Origin of the sequence: Autumnicola tepida, from assembly GCF_031846485.1 — a bacterium.
Taxonomy (GTDB): Bacteria; Bacteroidota; Bacteroidia; order Flavobacteriales; family Flavobacteriaceae; genus Autumnicola; species Autumnicola tepida.
In genome coordinates, this window is sequence record NZ_JAVRHQ010000023.1 from 59,793 (window position 1) to 76,173 (window position 16,381).

Sequence of the window (16,381 nt, forward strand, 5' to 3'; positions counted from 1 at the left end):
CTATCGTAAAATTGTAAAGCCCGTCCCTCCTGCAGGTTCGGGTTTCTATTTATAATTTTTATGAGCAGATTCCATTTAACCCGATATTGATTATTCCCCTTTTAACCTTTTATTATCAACTTTTATTAGCATTCTCTAGGACAGTAATGCTAAATTAAAGGAGAAAAATCATAAAAGAAGATTATGTCACAGGATGATAAAATATTGGAAACAATTGATAAACATGAGAGGTCAGGAAAGTATTTTGAAGTAAATGGCATTCGTACATTTGCCTTAGACTACGGAGAAGGTGAAGCCATAATTTGCATCCACGGCGTTCCCACTTCGTCATTTTTGTACCGAAAAGTACTGAAATCTTTAGCTGAAAAAGATTATAGGGCGATTTCTATAGACCTGCCTGGTCTCGGACTTTCTGCCAGGCCGGAAGATTTTAATTACAGTTTTCCCGGGTTTGCAGATTTTCTTTCCCAGGCAATACAGGAACTTAAAATAGCAAAATTTCATCTTGTGGTGCATGATATTGGGGGCCCAATAGGTTTCGCGCTTGCAGCCAAAAACCTTGAAAAAGTACTTTCCCTTACCATCCTTAACACCTGGGTAGATGTTGTGAACTTTAAAAAGCCTTTACCAATGAGGCCTTTTGAGAAGAAGGTTTTAGGCGAAGCCGAATTAAAAATGCTCACCCGCAATACCTGGCCGGTCATGTTTTCTACCCTGGGAGTTTCCAATGCTTCCGCTATTCCAGGTGAAGAAATTAAAGCTTATGTAGATTTGCTCAAGCGTGAAGACAACGGGAAAGCGTTTTTAAAAATCATGCGCAATTTCGCCAATTCTCCCCAATTCCGCGAGTCATGTCTACAGGCGGTACAAAACACTACTTATCCCGTTCAGGCCATTTGGGGAAAAGACGACCCGGGGCTAACGTATGACCGATATGGCAGGGAAATAGAGAAAGAAGCAGATTTGGATGAAATGACACTTCTCTCCTCCCGCCACTTTCTTCAGGAAGAAGCATGGGAAGAAATAGCTAAAAAGATAGATGCCCTTGCAGGAAAAGCCTATTAATTTACATCCAGGAAAATCTGGAACTTTCTACTTTATAAAGGCTGTAATTCATAAATACAAGCACCTCTTCATCTACTGCGCGGAAGGAGATATCTCCTCCGGCGGTATGGAAAATTAAATTTACAAGGCCCCGCCTTCTATACCAAAACGGCCTTTTTACACTTATTGCCTGTAGCTTGTAAAGCTCTGTAGTTTGAGTTGTTTTATCCCATACCCCGTAAGATTTCACAAGAAAATCTTCCGTAAATTCCAGCTTTAGGGCTTTATAACTTAAGAAATTATACCCGCTGATCATTACAAAATAAAGAGCGGACAATATTCCCCATTCCCTAAAGGTCACTTCCGGTAGTGCAAATGGGATTATCAGGCTCAAAATTAAGGGAATGAGGCTTAAATTTATTCTTCGGAAAAAATCCACAATATGAGGCTGATAAGAAGCAATACTTTCTTCTTCCCTTTTATTGTACAAAAAGTTTTTTACCCTGAAAGCTGCTTCTCCCGTAAGCCCGGGAATAGTGACTTTACTTTTTTTCTTTTTATTGCGGCTGCTGCTGGCCAGGCTGATCTTTGCTTCATATAAATCCAGTTTTCGTTGTATAGGATTAGTGGTAATGCCTAATATCTGGACCCTTCGCGGCTGCAGCCCTACCTTTGTATTGGTACGAAGCCCCATTTCCAAAAGCAGGCGCTCTTTAGTTTGCTTCAGGTTAAGGTTGTAATATTTGATAAAAACTTCAGCTACCGTAATTAAAATACTGAACAAAAGAAGAATTAAAAAAAGGCTGGCATAAAAAAAAGCTGAACCAGAAGGTAAAGCTACTTTGCCCGCTTCTTCCAAAAACATATCTTTTTCTTCCTTAAAAACGTTGTTTAGTTCATTAAAAATAGTGCTGAAAAATGCCAGGATCAGTCCAATGCCCCTGAAGAAATTTGAGCTTAAACCAATTTTTAACAAAGTGGCTAAACTTAGCCTGTACTCCCAGACATAAGCTTCTTTCGTCTGTTCCTGCTGTGATTCCATAGCAGCAACATCCTTATCTTCCTTTCCGCTAAGTAAAATTTCGGAAAGCGCTTCAGCATCCTTCCGGTTAATAGCCTTTATTTTAACTTCTTTAGCTGCGCTTCCTGCAGTATCGATTACCAGAGAATACACCCCAATGATGCGCTCTAAAATTCCCCTTTCTGAATTTACCTGCTGAATCTTATCAAAGGGAATGGCTATTAAATCTGAAGATAATACGCCTTTCCGAAGGATAAATTCCTCCTTGCCATAATCTATATGAAACTGGAAATTCCTGTAGCTGAAATAACTGTAAAGTACAATTCCAAGCAAGACAACGGCAAAGCCGGTGCTAACGTAAGCGAGTGGGATTTCTGAAGGCTGTTTAAGCAGAAAGTAAAAAAGCAATGCCCAAAACATCCTGAAAAGTTTATAGAGCACCCCGGAAAAAATCAGCAATATTCCCGCGGAAGACTGCCGCTGCGGAGTACTAAAATTTTCCTCCCTCATCATCTGATATTTTCTGAACCAATGCTTCCTTAAGGTCCCTTGCAAGTTCAGGTTTAAGGCCGGGAATGGAAATATCGCTGCCGCTGCCTCCCGCTGTAAATATTTTAAGAGTGGAAAGTTTAAATATCTTATCCAGTACACCCCTGGAAATGGAAACATGCTGAATACGGTTAAAGGAAATCACCGTGGTTTTGGAAACAATATAGCCCCGCCTGTAGATAATATCCTTTTCGCGCAGGCAGTAGCCATAAACCTTCTGCATTTTCCAGGCATTGAAATAAAGAAAACTGAAAATTACAAAAGCGCCAATGGCAAATCCCGCGGTTAATCTATCTTCCTGTTGATTGTAAAACAGGAAAACACAAAAAGCAGCAACTGCCAGCAACCATATACTAATTTGAATAAGATGCTTGCTGAGCAGTTTTCTGGAAATGGGATTATAGGAAACTTCCTGGAACCTGGGCAAAGTTTCCAGTGCAATAATGCTATTTTGAAAGGATTCTTTTTGATCTACGGAATCCATTTTTTTTCAAAGTTAGGTTTTCTTTTCTCCAGGAAAGCATTCCGGCCTTCTTTGGCTTCATCCGTCATATAAGCCAGCCTGGTGGCCTCTCCTGCAAATACCTGTTGCCCCACCATCCCATCGTCGGTAAGGTTCATTGCGAATTTCAGCATTTTTATGGAAGTAGGCGACTTTGCCAGTATTTCCTGCGCCCATTCATAAGCGGTATCTTCAAGCTCATCATGCGGCACCACTTTGTTGACCATTCCCATTTCAAAAGCTTCCTGCGCAGAATAATTTCTTCCGAGGAAAAATATTTCCCGCGCCTTTTTCTGCCCTACCATTTTTGCCAGGTAAGCCGATCCATAGCCCCCGTCAAAACTGGTTACATCGGCATCAGTTTGTTTAAAGATAGCATGTTCCTTACTGGCAAGGGTGAGGTCGCACACCACGTGCAGGCTATGCCCGCCTCCAACTGCCCAGCCGGGAACCACGGCAAGCACGGCTTTTGGCATAAACCTTATAAGGCGTTGCACTTCCAGGATATTCAGGCGGTGCATCCCATCTTCACCTACATATCCCTGGTGTCCACGGGCCTTTTGATCGCCCCCGCTGCAAAAAGAATAAACCCCATCTTTAGTTGATGGGCCTTCCGCAGATAACAGCACCACTCCAATAGAAGTGTCTTCCTGCGCTTCGTAAAAAGCATCGTAAAGCTCACTGGTGGTTCTGGGCCTGAAGGCGTTCCTTACATCGGGCCGATTAAATGCGATACGGGCAACACCATTAGATTTTTTATAGGTAATATCTTCGTACTCCTTTGCGGTCTTCCAATCAATTTTTGCCATTCTTATAGTTTTGAAGTAAAAGTAAAGCTTTCTGCCAATTTCAGAAAAGCACAGCCAAAAAGAGGCCGCTTTAAATTAAAATGTGAAATTTCGAGCGCAGCCGGGAAGGCTTTAATGCATTTTTTCTTATAAGCACCTCTCGCGTGCGCTCGAGTCCACAGATTTCAAAAGACTTTTAAAATTGCCTTTTCTTAATTATTTAGAATATTTAGCGATCATTGGCTGCAATTTCATACCCCACTGCTGCCCTATCTCCATTCCTTTTTTGGTAAGTTCCGGGGTGGTTTCCACCATTTTCTTTCCTACGGGAGTGTCGTAAAAAGCAAGGATTTCATCAATTTCTTCTTCAGTGAAATTTTCTACATACACCTGTGCGATTTGCGTGTAAAGATCATCCATGCTCGCCAGTAATTCTTTTTTAAAAGCTTCACGATTTTCTTCCGGAATCATATTCAGCATAGGTTCAGCTAAAACTTCAAATTGCTGACCCGAGGTGAGTTTAATTAAATGTACGGCTTTATCTTCCATACTGTTTTCCTGGGAAAACCCATAAACCCGCCAGCATGAGCAGGGCAGAAAGAATAATGTTTTTCATTTTTATTAATTTTAAGTTAAACATTTAAGGCGAAAATAAACTTTTGGAGGGATTATATGCTGAAGTTCCATCTTTTTATACCACAAAATTTTATCTTTACCTCGTTCTAGCATCCTTTTTGATAAGTTTCCTAAAACTGAAGTATGAAATTGCGCTTTCTTTTTCTCATTTTTTTCCTTGCCGGAATTTTTAATCTTGAAGCCCAGGAATACTGGGACCGTGAAGATTTTGAGATTTCCAACCGTAATATCTCTTCAGCCCTTATGGATGTTGCATTTAGTTGGGTGGAAGAAAAACAATTCAGCCTGCCCAGCGGGGAATTTATAAATAAAGACCCTTACGAGCGAAGGACGGTAGATTTAAAAGCGGTGCTTGCACGTAAAAAGAATGAAAGGGAGCCCACGGTAGAGATCGATTTCAGGTTTCCGGAGAAAAAGAAGAAAGCCATAGAAGTTAGCGGGGATACCGATTATGCGCGGGATGATTTTTCCAGGAATTCCTACTACCCCTATTCCCGGGGCTTTGGCAACCAGAATTCTCTTCGGTACGGCAATCCTTCCAGCAGGCATTACTCCAATTACCGCAGGATTTATTTCTAGGATTTTTGCTGAAGATGTATCCCGTCTTCCCTAATATCGATAAGGCGTTGCTTATACAGCGTACCGGCAGCTTTTTTAAAGCTCTTTTTGCTCATTTCCAGTACCCGCTGAATTTCTACAGGACTGGATTTATCTGTTAACCGCAAATAACCATTATTGCGCTTTAACTCTGCCAATATGGTTTCGGCATTGGGTTCTATACTACGGTAACCGGGCCGCTGCAGGGTAACATCAATTTTGCCGTCGGGCCTGGTTTTCTTTATAAAACCTTTCATCCTGTCCCCAATATTCAGCTTTTGAAAAATATCATCATTGTAAATAAGGCCCAGGTGCAGTTCGTTCACAATTACGTTATAGCCCAGGTCGGTCTTGTTGCTTATAATGAGGTCTACTTCTTCAAAAGGCTCCACGGTCAATTCAGAATTGTCTAAAAACGCGTGCACCTTGCTGGAAGCAACCAGCCTCTCGGTCTCCAGGTCCAGGTAACAAAACACCAGATACCGGTTGCCAATTTTCATGGGATAAACCTGCTCCTTAAAAGGCACAAAAAGGTGTTTTTCCAGGCCCCAGTCTAAAAAAGCACCAAAATCGGTAACCTCAACGCATTTTAGCAAAGCGAATTCATCAAGCTTTATAAGAGGGTTCAAGGTAGTGGCCACGGGACGTTCTTCATGGTCAAGGTACACAAAAACCTTTATTTCGTCCTCCAGCTCATACTCTTCAGGAATATACTTATTTGGCAGCAAAACCTCGTCTCCCTCCTCATTGCGCAGGAAGAGGCCGGGCTCGGTTTCCCTGTCGATCGTCAGTACATGATATTCGCCAATTCTAAGCATAACTTCAGTTTAAAGGGCAAAGGTAACTTATATTTTCAACCTAAAGGAAAAGATATTTGCTCGTATTATCCCCGCATAAAACTAAAATACTCCAGCAGCACTTCATCATTTAGTTTTCGCGGCGTAAATATTTCCAGCAATTTCGGCTTTTGCGAAGCATCAAAGAAATGCTGCATCACCGCTTCGGTTTCTTCGGAAGAAGATGCCTGCTCATACTCGAAATTGTACATTTCGCAGAGGGACTTTGCCTTCAGGTTATGGGTGGTCTCAAAATAGGTATCAAAATTCTCTGTATTCTTATTGCCGGGGAGAATCCTGAAGATTCCGCCGCCGCCATTGTTCAGCACGATAATCCTGAAATTTGAAGGGATATAATTGTTCCACAAGGCATTGCTGTCGTAGAAAAAACTCAAATCCCCGGAAATCATAAGGGTTGGTTCTCCTTTTATGCTCGCGGCGCCCACCGCGGTAGAAATACTGCCGTCTATCCCGCTGGTGCCGCGATTGCAAAAAATACGCAGGCTTTCCTTCCATTTAAATAATTGCGCATAGCGAATGGTGGAACTGTTCCCCAGGTGCAGGATATAATTTTCCGGCACTTTGGGAACGATATACTGCATAGCTTTTAAGTCGGAATACGGGATTTCATCCATATATTCTTCATGCCGTGCCTGTCGCTTCTGTTTTACGCCTTTCCAGAAACCGGCATATTCGCTTTCCACCTTTTTTGTTAGCGGAAAGAAATTGCTGAAAAAAGAATTTACCGAAACCTCAAAGTGTTTATTAAGACAAAAAAATGTATTGTATGCCTTTTTAGTATCTATATGCCAGTGTTGCTGCGGATTGTAATTTCGCAGGAAGGCCTTGATTTTTTTAGAGACAATCATCCCGCCAAAGGTGAGTAGTATTTCCGGCTGAAGTTTCCTGAAAAGCGCTTCCCGGTCTTCATCTTTTTCAATAGGGCCTATAATGGTGTCTATCCGGGTAAAAAATTCGGGGTGGTTTAAATTGGAGGTGGTTTCGGTAAACACGATAACCGACCCGTCCTGCGCAAGCTTTTCTAAAAACTGCTGTTCTACGATATTTGGCTGGGCAACACCAACAATAACCATTTTTCGCTTTGCCTTATTCCACAAATCGGCATAGGCGCGCAACTGGTTTTCGCTATATGTTCTTTCCTTAACTTCAGGAAGAATCTGCAGCGGATTCACCTCTACGTTTTCAACAAGATCGTAAAGCGGTTCATAAAAAGGAACGTTTATATGCACCGGCCCCTTCTCCTCTATGGCTTTGTTAAGGGCGAGATTTACTTCCCGTTCATTGTGGCGCTGGGATTCGAATTGCTTTTGCTGAAGTTTTTTATCGGTCGCTTCAGACTCCAGTACGATTTCAGAATAAAGATTTGCAGAGTAAAGGATATGGTTCTGGAACACGTTTTTTTGCCTGATGGTTTGACCGTCGCCAATATCGATACGCTCCACCGGCCGGTCTGCCGAAATCACCACCAGCGGGATATCGCTGTAAAATGCTTCGGCAATCGCGGGATAATAATTGAGCAAAGCCGATCCCGAAGTACAAACCAACGCAACCGGTTTTTGAAGTTGCTGCGCCATACCAAGGGCAAAAAAAGCAGCACAACGCTCGTCTACAATGCTGTAGGCCTTGATCTGGGGATGGTGGGTAAAACCTATGGTAAGCGGCGCATTTCTGGAGCCGGGAGAAATCACCACATGGTTAATATTTTTCGCCACGCAAAGGCTTACTATAGAACGGGCTACTGGTATTTTTGAATATTTCACAAACAGGTAAATTTTTAGATGACCTCACCTCAAATAAATCAAATTCTGTTTTGATATTAAAAATCTGGGATGGCCGATTCGCCGAGAAACCTCACAGGTTTTTAAAACCTGTGAGGCCTCTGAAGACTATTAAATTTCATTTTCAAAATTACAAATTCTAAAAAAGGAACAATATGCTTTAAGCCTTATTTCACCAGTACCGCCTTCATGGTATGCGATTTATTTACGGTTTCCTCCCACTCGAGGGAAGGATTGGAATCTTTGGTTATCCCACCGCCAATAAAAAGCCTGGCCTTTCCATCTTCAATTTTCATACATCGTAAATTGACAAAAAGGGAGGTGCTCCTGGAAATACTCGCATAGGCCTGGTTTTCCTGGTTCCTGCGGTTGCTGTTGCGCTTAGTTTCCTTTTTCACGTTCAGCTCTCCCAGGAATCCGGAATAAAATTCGCGGTTATAACCTTCATTTTTTATGATGAAATCCCTGGCCACATCCTTTGGAAGCCCGCAAACGGCAGGAGTAGGATGTAATGTGCCAATAAGCTGTTTTAATGCTGAAGCGCCAGCCTGCAGGTTCCCTTCAATATCTGTTCGAAGGTGAAGCAGGTTTCCGGCCCTGGCGGTATGAGCCTGGGATACCTGAAGTTTTTCGGTGGCAATAAGTTCAGAATTCTTTAGGTTCCCCACTATATAATCAGCCACGATTTGCTGTTCCTCTATCTCCTTTTCTCCCCACTGCACCTCTACCGTGTTATGGAAAGCCTGTGTTCCCGCCAGGGCCATGGTTTTAAACCTGTTCCTTTCTACGGAAACCAAAGTTTCGGGCGTGGCTCCCAGCCAGATGCCGGTTTCGGGATGAAACCATAAATACACAAAAGCCGCATCGTATTTTTTAAGGATATTCTTAAAAATTTCAACCACCTTTAACTGCGTTTCCACCTTCTCAGACCTCGAAATCACCACTTTCCTAAATTCTCCAACCTTAATGGCATCAACGGCTTTCTGCACCAGGTTCTCATGCTCTACCCGTGCCAATTTTCGCAACTGATTTGGCGGAAAAGGCGGTGCTTCCATCTTCACATTTTTATGCTCTTCTTCAAAAAAATATTCCGTTGAAATTTCATCAGAAACCTCAGCCGGAATTATTAAAGCTTTTTCCTGGTCTTCAAAAGGAGCGAAAACAAATCCGCTCTCCGTAAAATCTCCTACATAGTATGTTTTAGCCTCCCTTTGCAGCAAAGCCCATGTTCGCTCTTTTTCTCCATTTTCCCCAGGCTTGCGATACGCTACAAATGGAAATCCTTTATCCAGCTGCTGCTCCAGGACCGTAAAAAATTCATCCTTAATCATGCTGCTTCTTTTTTGGTAATGCTATAGTGGTAAGTTTTACCAAAGATATCAGGTTTTCTTCCTCGTCGGTAATCCTGATGTTCCAGAGCTGGGTGGTACGTCCTTTATGGATAAATTCCGCCTTTGCAAAAACATAACCTTCAGAAACGCTTTTAAGGTGATTGGCAGAAATTTCTATTCCGCGGATAAAAAATTCATCCGTATTCAGAAATACATAACTCGCCATGCTGCCAACGCTTTCTGCCAGGGCCACACTTGCCCCTCCATGTAACACCCCGTCTGGCTGGTGTACTTTTGAGGTCACCGGCATTTTGGCGACAAGATAATCTTTCCCAACTTCGGTGAATTCGATATCCAGCGTTTCCATCAGGGTATTTTTGCACACTTTCCTGGAAAGCTCCAGAATTTCTTCTTTGGTCATAGCAATATTTGGTTTCTTTGTAAAAATACGAAACCACATCAGAAATATGAGCACCGAAAAGCAGCTTTCTTACCGCGCTACCAATACGTACAGCGTCCTGAACAGTTTTACTTCCCGAACAAAAAACGTTTGGGTGGTTTGCCATGGCATTGGATATTTAAGCCGCTATTTCCTGAGGCATTTCAGCCATTTAAATGCTGAAGAAAATTTTATTATCGCCCCGCAGGCAGCCTCTAAATATTATCTGAATAACGAATATAAACATGTGGGCGCTTCCTGGCTTACCAGGGAGAATACCGAAGCAGAAATTGAGAATGTACTGAATTATTTAGATGAAGTTTATAAAGCCGAAAATTTAAGCGATGCCCCAAATTTGAACATACTGGGATATTCCCAGGGCGTTTCGGTAACCACACGATGGGTGGCCCGCCGAAAAATTGAATGTACCAGGCTTATCATGCACTCGGGGAAAGTTCCGCAGGAACTAAAGGCAGGTGATTTTTCTTTCCTGAGAAATACCACCTTCAGCTTTATTTATGGAATAAAAGACGAATACCTGAAACATGGAATTATTGAAGTGGAACAGAAACGGCTTCATAAACTTTTTCCGCAGAAATTGGAAATTCTTTCATTTGATGGCGGCCATGAAGTGAATACAGAATTGATCTCGAAATTTGCTTAATTTCACTTACGGGTATTCTTAAAAGTTATTGCGAAATGCAACAGCATCGAAGAATTCCTCATAAAAATTTCCTAGGTTCGCTGGTAAGATTTAAATATGTAGAAAATTTTATGAAACAAAATTCCACTTCTAAATCTTCCATTTTCAGCACCCTGGGCCCGGGATTTTTACTGGCGGGAGCAGCGATTGGCGTTTCCCATCTTGTACAGGCCACACGTGCGGGTGCAGATTATGGTTTCCTGTTAATATGGGTTTTAATCCTGGCCTGCGTGACTAAATACCCGTTTCTGGAGTTCGGCCCTCGGTTCGCCGCAGGCACCGGCAGGCATTTGATCCATGGTTATAAAAAATTGGGCAAATTTCCGTACTGGACCTTTATAACCATCACCGTTAGCAGTATGTTTATTATCCAGGCGGCGGTTAGCATTGTTACCGCGGGCCTGGCTGAGCGTTTATTTGAAATGGGCTGGACAGCATTTACCTGGAGTTTCATTATTATTGGTATGTGTATCGCCTTACTGCTTTTTGGAAAATATCCCGCGCTGGACAATACTATGAAGATAATTGTGAGCCTACTCGGGCTGGCAACTTTAACTGCAGTAATTTTGGCATTTGGAGACGGACGGCTGGAAAATGCATTGGCTGTGGAATCCCCAGATGTATGGAACAAGTTGGGAATTGCTTTTATTATTTCCTTTATGGGATGGATGCCTATCCCTCTGGATGCCGCCGTTTGGCATTCTATATGGACGAGGGAAAAGGCTGAAAATAACCAAAGAAAGACCTCTGTTAAGGAAGCATTTACCGACTTTAATTTCGGTTACCTGGCTGCAGCAATTATCGGACTCCTGTTTTTCCTGATGGGCGTATTGATCATGTTTGGAAGCGGGATTGGCTTTTCTGGAAATGCGGTGCAATTTTCAGGTCAATTAATTGATCTTTATGGAAAGACCCTGGGCCAATGGAGCAAACCTCTCGTAGGCATCGCGGCCTTTATCGCAATGTTTTCAACCACACTGGCAGTTACCGATGCTTTTCCCAGGGTTATCTCTGAGGTATTTGCTGAAGAAAAAACAGAATGGAAACCACAGCAAAAATGGAAAAATTATAAACTTAACGTCTTTTTAATTCCTGTTTTATCATTATTTATACTCTACTTTTTTACTACTTCTTTCACCATTTTAGTCGATTTTGCCACCGCACTGTCCTTTCTTTCCGCTCCTTTCCTCGCCTGGTTCAATTACAAACTTGTAACCGGCAATCAAATGCCTGAAGCAGAAAGGCCTTCCCGCGTCTACCGCATCTTTAGCCTGCTGTGCCTCGTGCTATTAATCCTCTTCAATTGCGTTTATCTTTATACGCTGCTTTTTTAAATAATGCTCCCGCAAGTTTGAATAAAACATAAATTCCATGTTGCTGCCGTTCCGGTGCTTTAAACTTTGTAAATTATGTTCAGGATAGAAAGAAATATGGAATATAAATTCTCACTTCCCGGGAAAACATTTCTTTTCAAAGATCTCAAACACTTCTGGCTAAGGCCACTCCGCAACGTTCTGGTGACGCATTGGTATTTGCAACATTCATGAAAATGGTTTAAGTATTGCAAAAGCTTCAGGCCTGCTGCTGTATTTTATCAAAGAATCCTTCCGCAGAAAAATTAGTGGTGTGAAATTGAAATCTTCATCTAATCAACTTGAATAAAAAGTCTAATCCGCTTTTTAACGAGCTTTCATTAAGACGAAGATGCCTTGATTATCCAGAATGATAGATTTTTTTCCGCAGAAAAATCTTTCTCTTTACTCTTTCCATTTTAGACTTTTATCTTTTTCAAAATCTAAAAAATACAATTAGTTGTTCACCGCTAAAATATCTTCCTCTTTATTGGAAACTTCCTTATCAGAAAGGGTTTTTAGATATGCCACTAATGCCTTTTCTTCTTCCGCGGTAAAATTTAGTTCATCAAATGGCAAAGTTTGATGAGGGATATCAAATCCCAGGCCTGCCCCACCTCCTTTGTTATAAAAATCCACCACCTGTTCCAGGCTTTCATAAATACCATTATGCATATAAGGCGCCGTTAATGCTGAATTTCTAACCGTTGGCGTTTTAAACATTCCCCAATGGATGGGCTCTTTATAAATTATATAAAAGCCGGGATCATCATCCCATTGTTCATTATCTGCAGTTTCAGGACCACCAATCACCTCTTTTTCTGTTTCTGAAAAGAATGGCGGCACAGTGCCGTTGGTAATTGGCATAAAATGGCAGGTGGCACAAAGGGCCTTTCCCATAAAAAGATTAAAGCCGTGTTTTTCTTCAGCAGTAAAAGTATTTTCTTCTCCGCGGATATTCCTGTCGAACTTTGAATCGAAACCTTTAAAAGTAGAAACATAAGAAGAAATAGCCTTTACCAGTTCTTTGTTCGATCTCGGCACCCTTCCGAAAGTCTGCTTAAAAAGCTCGATATAACTGCTGTCCTGGAGGATTTTGTTAGAAAATGTATGCACCTCGCTGTTAAATTCCCTGTTGTTGGTAAAGACCTGGTTAATCTGGCTAAGCAGGTCCTGGGAACGGCCATCCCAGAAGAAACTTTGCTGATAAGCAGAATTTATAAGCGTTGGCGTATTTCTTTCCAGCGGCCTGCCCGTATTGTCCATTGCCGTCTGCAATCCGTCCTGATATGCTTTTGCCGGAATATGGCAGGATGCGCACGACACTTTCCCACCTTCAGAAAGATTAGGATCAAAAAATAATTTTTCACCTAAATCTACCTGTTCCTGTGTGGGATTCTTATTAACCGATGGGGTGAAGTAACCCAGGTTAAAAGAATCAGGTTCAAAAAAAGTAGGGGCATCAAAATTAAAAGGGTAATCTTCTGAACCTTCCCAATACCCACTGGCATCTCTTATTTGCTTCCAGTTACGGCATACGGGATTTATATAATCACGTACATAAGTGTACCGGTCAAAATCTTCATTTTTGCCTGAATAATCACTGGCTTGTTTTATGGCAGAATCCATACTTTTTAAAAACTGTTCATCCAACCCAGGTTTTTTCTTCTGAATATCAGTCTGCAGTGTGTTTTTGTAAATGGTTCTTAAGCTTTCCAGTGTTAGCGCGGCATCTTTAACTCCCTGTGCGCTGATGGGAGTATCGAAATTAGACATAGAAAAGCTGATTAACCGCATTAACTGTTGCTGAACGGCGACAAAAAAGCGTTTTGGTGTTAACTCCCTTTTTTCGATATTCTCCTGAAGTACATCCAGCAAACCTATGGTATATTTTATTTCCTGCTGAAATTGTTCTTTTTCAACGCCGCCTTCATAGATGCTTTCTTCTATTTTCTGAAGGCCGATTGGCGCGAGCACTTTGCCATTATCTTCCCGAAAAACCGGCAGGGCCGGACCATTGGCACGGTGCCCAACTTCAGGATTTAAATAAGAGGCATAGGGCTCGGCAATTTTAAAATTATTCCTAATTTCAGCAAATAAAGCTTTATTACCGGTGTCTTCCGGATCTTTCGACTCCAATTGCCTGAGGCCTTCCTTAGCTTTTTTAAGATGTTTCAGGTAATATTGCCTGGTGCCTTCCCAGTTGATAACATATACATCTGAAGTTGACTGATCACAGGAACAAAGAATAATGACAGCAAGTAATGCCAGGAGTTTTGATAAACGCATAAGAGAACTTAGTTGATTCAGGAAAAAAGCAGGCTTCCGTCTATGCGGAAGCCTTTAGATAAATTTTAATAATTCAGAAATTATCTTGGAAGCCCCTGTAAAAGAACAATTTGGGATCCCTGGTTATCTTCATGATCTGAATTATAATGCCCGTCGATGCCCTGGAAGAAAGGATCCTGCCAATAGTGTGGCTGTAAGGCAAGAAGGAAAGTTCCATCTACACCAACTTTATCAGAAACATCGATTAAAGAACCAAACTCTCCTGAAAATTGTGTTCCGGGATCTTCAGCTAAAGTCTGGTCTACAATAAGCCGTAGCACAACACTAATATTATTACCCTCTAAATCACTCTGGTAGATATAGGAATTATGGCCCCTGCTAAAGGAGTTGGGATCTTCCTGAAAGTACACAAAGTTTTCAGTTACACATATATTATCCGGGCTCTGTAGTACAGAAAGATTACCATCCATATTGTTGGTATCTGTATTCCCGCTGATGATTTGGGTAAGTTTTCCCTGGGTTGGGTCATTTTCATCTAGAACCAGTTTGTAAACTGTTCCCCAGTCATTATAAGTTCCTGCTCCGGGACCACGCCCGGTTACATTAAAATAAATATTTCTTCCAGCCGCATCAGAACCTTTCCCATAATCTACATCTTCCACTCTCATAAACTGGGAAGCGTTTACATTCAGGCAGGCATTTTCCATTTCAGAATTAGTAAGAGAAGCACCATTTGGAATTTCTACAAATTCCACTTCGTATTCGGTTTGAAAATCCAGATCACCTTCATTATATGTCATATCATCACCTACGGGCATTGTTCCACCTGCGCCATCTGAAATTTCTTTAAAACGAAGCACTAATATTTTACCACCTTCAAGATCGGCATCACCATTTTCAGAAAGGTACATGCTCACCTGGCCTTCAGAACCACTGGAATCATCATCTCCTCCAATAATCACGGTTTTCCCGCTAAATGCCCCCTGTGGAAGCGGTACCGCATTTTCCCATGAAAATTCCCCAAGTGCATCAAGTCCAAAATCTGCAGTAGGAGTTGGAGTAGTCACATAAGGATCTATACCTTTAACATCATAATGAATACTTTCAGAAGCTGAAAGGAACATGTCTTTAGAGCCTCCATGTATGGCTGCTTCCCACATAGTCCCGGAACACTGCCTCGCATAATCTGCAACCCCGGAATTGAGGAGATAGTCTCCTTTATAAGGAATAAGGTTCTTATCTAAGAAAACCCTGGATACGGCGTAATGATCTTCGTTATTCACCACGTAAATATACCCGTCGCTATCGGGATCCTGAAGCAAACCTGCACCATCGGCAGATCCTGCAAGATGAAATCCATCAATATCATCTGTAGTACTTAAAAGAGAGTATGCCTTAACCTGACCGAAAGAAGGATTGATAAGCACCAGTGGTTCCAGTGCAGATTTATTGGCAAACATTGTTGGTTCCGGAGTAAAATCTTCTCCGTCTTCCCCGGCCTCACCTTGTGGCCCCTCTGGCCCTTGCGGACCTTGTTCTCCCTGTTCACCGTCTATTCCATCAGCTCCGTCCTCTACTTCACATGAAGTAAAAAAGCAGAATACTGCTGAAAGAAGAAAAATTCTAAATGTAAATTTTCGCATGGTTTTCATGTAATTAAATTTATTGATGTTAGTTTCAACAAATCTACCTGCGAAAAAGCCAAATACAGTTAAGGCTAATTAGTCCTTAGTTTAATTAATTTTCAAATTGAGGTTATCAAGGTTAATTGAAGGTTAGTAAATAGAATCAATTCAAATAATGCTACTCGTTGTGGTAATAACGACTTTCAGGACGTAATTTAACATCTTTTTCTCCTGAAGAAGAATTTAAATTTGTGCCAATTTTGATATTAGTTATTCTGAGCAGGTATATATTTTATCATCATCCCGCCCAGGACCATCAAGATAATTGTTGCTCCCTTCTGCAGATAAATCTGCCACAAGATTTCCTTCGCAATTATAAAACTTCAAAAATGCCTGAAAATTCACTAAGGGATCTGTTATTAATTGATAATACACCGTCTCTCCGTTATAAATTCCCTGGAAAATTGAGGTTTCAGAGAAGCAATTGTCATCAAGTTCACTTTTAAAATCATTAAACCAGGTTTCGTTCAGGCCGTTAGGGCAGACTTGTAAGTCATCATCTGAACAAGAGAAAAAAAGCATACATAAAGTTAGGAAGAAGAACATCTTCATTATAGCTGTTTTTATTTAGATGCAAAACCTTAAAAAGGTTGCGCACTCTAAGTAAAAATTTCAGATACTACTGCTAAAATAAATGTCGGTCAGAATTTCAGGGAATATTAAGATTAAATACATAGATTTTCAGAAAAATTGGGACTATCTCAAAAACTGTGTAAGTAGAAAATATCGGGGTTTGCAAACCCCGATATTTTTTTAATCTTGCCTGTAATTTCAGGCCTCTAATATTTACACAATAATGAAAAAAGAAGA

At 41.3% G+C, this 16,381-nt stretch carries 16 protein-coding genes; 5 read left to right on the top strand and 11 right to left on the bottom strand.

The window, feature by feature from the left end; all coding sequences use genetic code 11:
* Positions 1-183 precede the first annotated feature (183 nt).
* Complete coding sequence (locus RM553_RS15670) at positions 184-1,065, top strand: alpha/beta fold hydrolase (protein WP_311535893.1); 882 nt, start codon at positions 184-186, stop codon at positions 1,063-1,065.
* 1 nt (position 1,066) lies between these two features.
* On the opposite strand, the gene RM553_RS15675 is transcribed toward RM553_RS15670, so the two are convergent.
* The 4 genes from RM553_RS15675 to RM553_RS15690 all read right to left on the bottom strand — a co-directional run bounded on the left by RM553_RS15675 (position 1,067) and on the right by RM553_RS15690 (position 4,453).
* The gene (locus RM553_RS15675; RefSeq protein ID WP_311535894.1) at positions 1,067-2,578 is read right to left on the bottom strand and encodes a PH domain-containing protein; all 1,512 of its coding nucleotides are present in this window, start codon (positions 2,576-2,578) and stop codon (positions 1,067-1,069) included.
* A complete protein-coding gene (locus RM553_RS15680; protein ID WP_311535895.1) occupies positions 2,556-3,098 on the bottom strand; it encodes a PH domain-containing protein in 543 nt (180 codons plus the stop codon). The genes RM553_RS15675 and RM553_RS15680 overlap by 23 nt, the downstream gene beginning before the upstream one ends.
* Positions 3,086-3,925: a 1,4-dihydroxy-2-naphthoyl-CoA synthase gene (locus RM553_RS15685; RefSeq protein WP_311535896.1), complete on the bottom strand. Its 840-nt coding sequence runs from the start codon at positions 3,923-3,925 to the stop codon at positions 3,086-3,088. The genes RM553_RS15680 and RM553_RS15685 overlap by 13 nt, the downstream gene beginning before the upstream one ends.
* 195 nt (positions 3,926-4,120) lie before the next feature.
* The gene (locus RM553_RS15690) at positions 4,121-4,453 is read right to left on the bottom strand and encodes a DUF2059 domain-containing protein (RefSeq protein WP_311535897.1); all 333 of its coding nucleotides are present in this window, start codon (positions 4,451-4,453) and stop codon (positions 4,121-4,123) included.
* A 210-nt stretch (positions 4,454-4,663) separates the two neighbouring features.
* Here RM553_RS15690 and RM553_RS15695 point away from each other — a divergent pair, with 210 nt between their 5' ends.
* Positions 4,664-5,119 (top strand): hypothetical protein, encoded by a 456-nt coding sequence (locus RM553_RS15695; protein ID WP_311535898.1) that lies wholly within the window; start codon positions 4,664-4,666, stop codon positions 5,117-5,119.
* Here RM553_RS15695 and RM553_RS15700 read toward each other — a convergent pair.
* The 4 genes from RM553_RS15700 to RM553_RS15715 all read right to left on the bottom strand — a co-directional run bounded on the left by RM553_RS15700 (position 5,116) and on the right by RM553_RS15715 (position 9,524).
* Positions 5,116-5,955 carry a CvfB family protein gene (locus RM553_RS15700; RefSeq protein WP_311535899.1) on the bottom strand — a complete coding sequence of 280 codons (840 nt, stop codon included), beginning with the start codon at positions 5,953-5,955 and terminating at the stop codon, positions 5,116-5,118. The two genes, RM553_RS15695 and RM553_RS15700, sit on opposite strands and share 4 nt — an antisense overlap.
* A 65-nt stretch (positions 5,956-6,020) precedes the next feature.
* Positions 6,021-7,754, bottom strand: coding sequence for a 2-succinyl-5-enolpyruvyl-6-hydroxy-3-cyclohexene-1-carboxylic-acid synthase (gene menD / locus RM553_RS15705; RefSeq protein ID WP_311535900.1), 1,734 nt, complete (start codon positions 7,752-7,754; stop codon positions 6,021-6,023).
* 185 nt (positions 7,755-7,939) lie between these two features.
* Positions 7,940-9,103, bottom strand: coding sequence for a chorismate-binding protein (locus tag RM553_RS15710; protein ID WP_311535901.1), 1,164 nt, complete (start codon positions 9,101-9,103; stop codon positions 7,940-7,942).
* A complete protein-coding gene (locus RM553_RS15715; protein ID WP_311535902.1) occupies positions 9,096-9,524 on the bottom strand; it encodes a PaaI family thioesterase in 429 nt (142 codons plus the stop codon). Before RM553_RS15715 ends, RM553_RS15710 begins: the two co-directional genes overlap by 8 nt.
* A 46-nt stretch (positions 9,525-9,570) precedes the next feature.
* Here RM553_RS15715 and RM553_RS15720 point away from each other — a divergent pair, with 46 nt between their 5' ends.
* The 3 genes from RM553_RS15720 to RM553_RS19750 all read left to right on the top strand — a co-directional run bounded on the left by RM553_RS15720 (position 9,571) and on the right by RM553_RS19750 (position 11,907).
* Positions 9,571-10,206, top strand: coding sequence for an alpha/beta hydrolase (locus RM553_RS15720; protein ID WP_311535903.1), 636 nt, complete (start codon positions 9,571-9,573; stop codon positions 10,204-10,206).
* A 110-nt stretch (positions 10,207-10,316) separates the two neighbouring features.
* On the top strand, positions 10,317-11,579 hold the full coding sequence (locus tag RM553_RS15725; protein ID WP_311535904.1) for an Nramp family divalent metal transporter: 1,263 nt from the start codon (positions 10,317-10,319) through the stop codon (positions 11,577-11,579).
* Positions 11,580-11,784: 205 nt separating this feature from the next.
* The gene (locus tag RM553_RS19750; protein WP_432271468.1) at positions 11,785-11,907 is read left to right on the top strand and encodes a hypothetical protein; all 123 of its coding nucleotides are present in this window, start codon (positions 11,785-11,787) and stop codon (positions 11,905-11,907) included.
* 146 nt (positions 11,908-12,053) lie between these two features.
* Here the strand turns inward: RM553_RS19750 and RM553_RS15730 are convergent, their stop codons facing one another.
* From RM553_RS15730 to RM553_RS15740, 3 genes are all read right to left on the bottom strand, one after another.
* Positions 12,054-13,886 carry a cytochrome-c peroxidase gene (locus RM553_RS15730; protein WP_311535905.1) on the bottom strand — a complete coding sequence of 611 codons (1,833 nt, stop codon included), beginning with the start codon at positions 13,884-13,886 and terminating at the stop codon, positions 12,054-12,056.
* Between the two features lie 80 nt (positions 13,887-13,966).
* Positions 13,967-15,538 carry a PhoX family protein gene (locus RM553_RS15735; protein ID WP_311535906.1) on the bottom strand — a complete coding sequence of 524 codons (1,572 nt, stop codon included), beginning with the start codon at positions 15,536-15,538 and terminating at the stop codon, positions 13,967-13,969.
* 243 nt (positions 15,539-15,781) lie between these two features.
* Complete coding sequence (locus tag RM553_RS15740) at positions 15,782-16,123, bottom strand: hypothetical protein (protein ID WP_311535907.1); 342 nt, start codon at positions 16,121-16,123, stop codon at positions 15,782-15,784.
* Between the last annotated feature and the right edge of the window lie 258 nt (positions 16,124-16,381).

Bases quoted from the DNA above. Each gene is read 5' to 3' on its own strand.
- RM553_RS15730 (WP_311535905.1), bottom strand. From the start codon at position 13,886: ATGCGTTTATCAAAACTCCTGGCATTACTTGCTGTCATTATTCTTTGT.
- RM553_RS15715 (WP_311535902.1), bottom strand. From the start codon at position 9,524: ATGACCAAAGAAGAAATTCTGGAGCTTTCCAGGAAAGTGTGCAAAAAT.
- RM553_RS15680 (WP_311535895.1), bottom strand. From the start codon at position 3,098: ATGGATTCCGTAGATCAAAAAGAATCCTTTCAAAATAGCATTATTGCA.
- RM553_RS15685 (WP_311535896.1), bottom strand. From the start codon at position 3,925: ATGGCAAAAATTGATTGGAAGACCGCAAAGGAGTACGAAGATATTACC.
- RM553_RS15690 (WP_311535897.1), bottom strand. From the start codon at position 4,453: ATGGAAGATAAAGCCGTACATTTAATTAAACTCACCTCGGGTCAGCAA.
- RM553_RS15695 (WP_311535898.1), top strand. From the start codon at position 4,664: ATGAAATTGCGCTTTCTTTTTCTCATTTTTTTCCTTGCCGGAATTTTT.
- RM553_RS15700 (WP_311535899.1), bottom strand. From the start codon at position 5,955: ATGCTTAGAATTGGCGAATATCATGTACTGACGATCGACAGGGAAACC.
- RM553_RS15740 (WP_311535907.1), bottom strand. From the start codon at position 16,123: ATGAAGATGTTCTTCTTCCTAACTTTATGTATGCTTTTTTTCTCTTGT.
- RM553_RS15710 (WP_311535901.1), bottom strand. From the start codon at position 9,103: ATGATTAAGGATGAATTTTTTACGGTCCTGGAGCAGCAGCTGGATAAA.
- RM553_RS15670 (WP_311535893.1), top strand. From the start codon at position 184: ATGTCACAGGATGATAAAATATTGGAAACAATTGATAAACATGAGAGG.
- RM553_RS15735 (WP_311535906.1), bottom strand. From the start codon at position 15,538: ATGAAAACCATGCGAAAATTTACATTTAGAATTTTTCTTCTTTCAGCA.
- RM553_RS15720 (WP_311535903.1), top strand. From the start codon at position 9,571: ATGAGCACCGAAAAGCAGCTTTCTTACCGCGCTACCAATACGTACAGC.
- RM553_RS15675 (WP_311535894.1), bottom strand. From the start codon at position 2,578: ATGATGAGGGAGGAAAATTTTAGTACTCCGCAGCGGCAGTCTTCCGCG.
- RM553_RS15725 (WP_311535904.1), top strand. From the start codon at position 10,317: ATGAAACAAAATTCCACTTCTAAATCTTCCATTTTCAGCACCCTGGGC.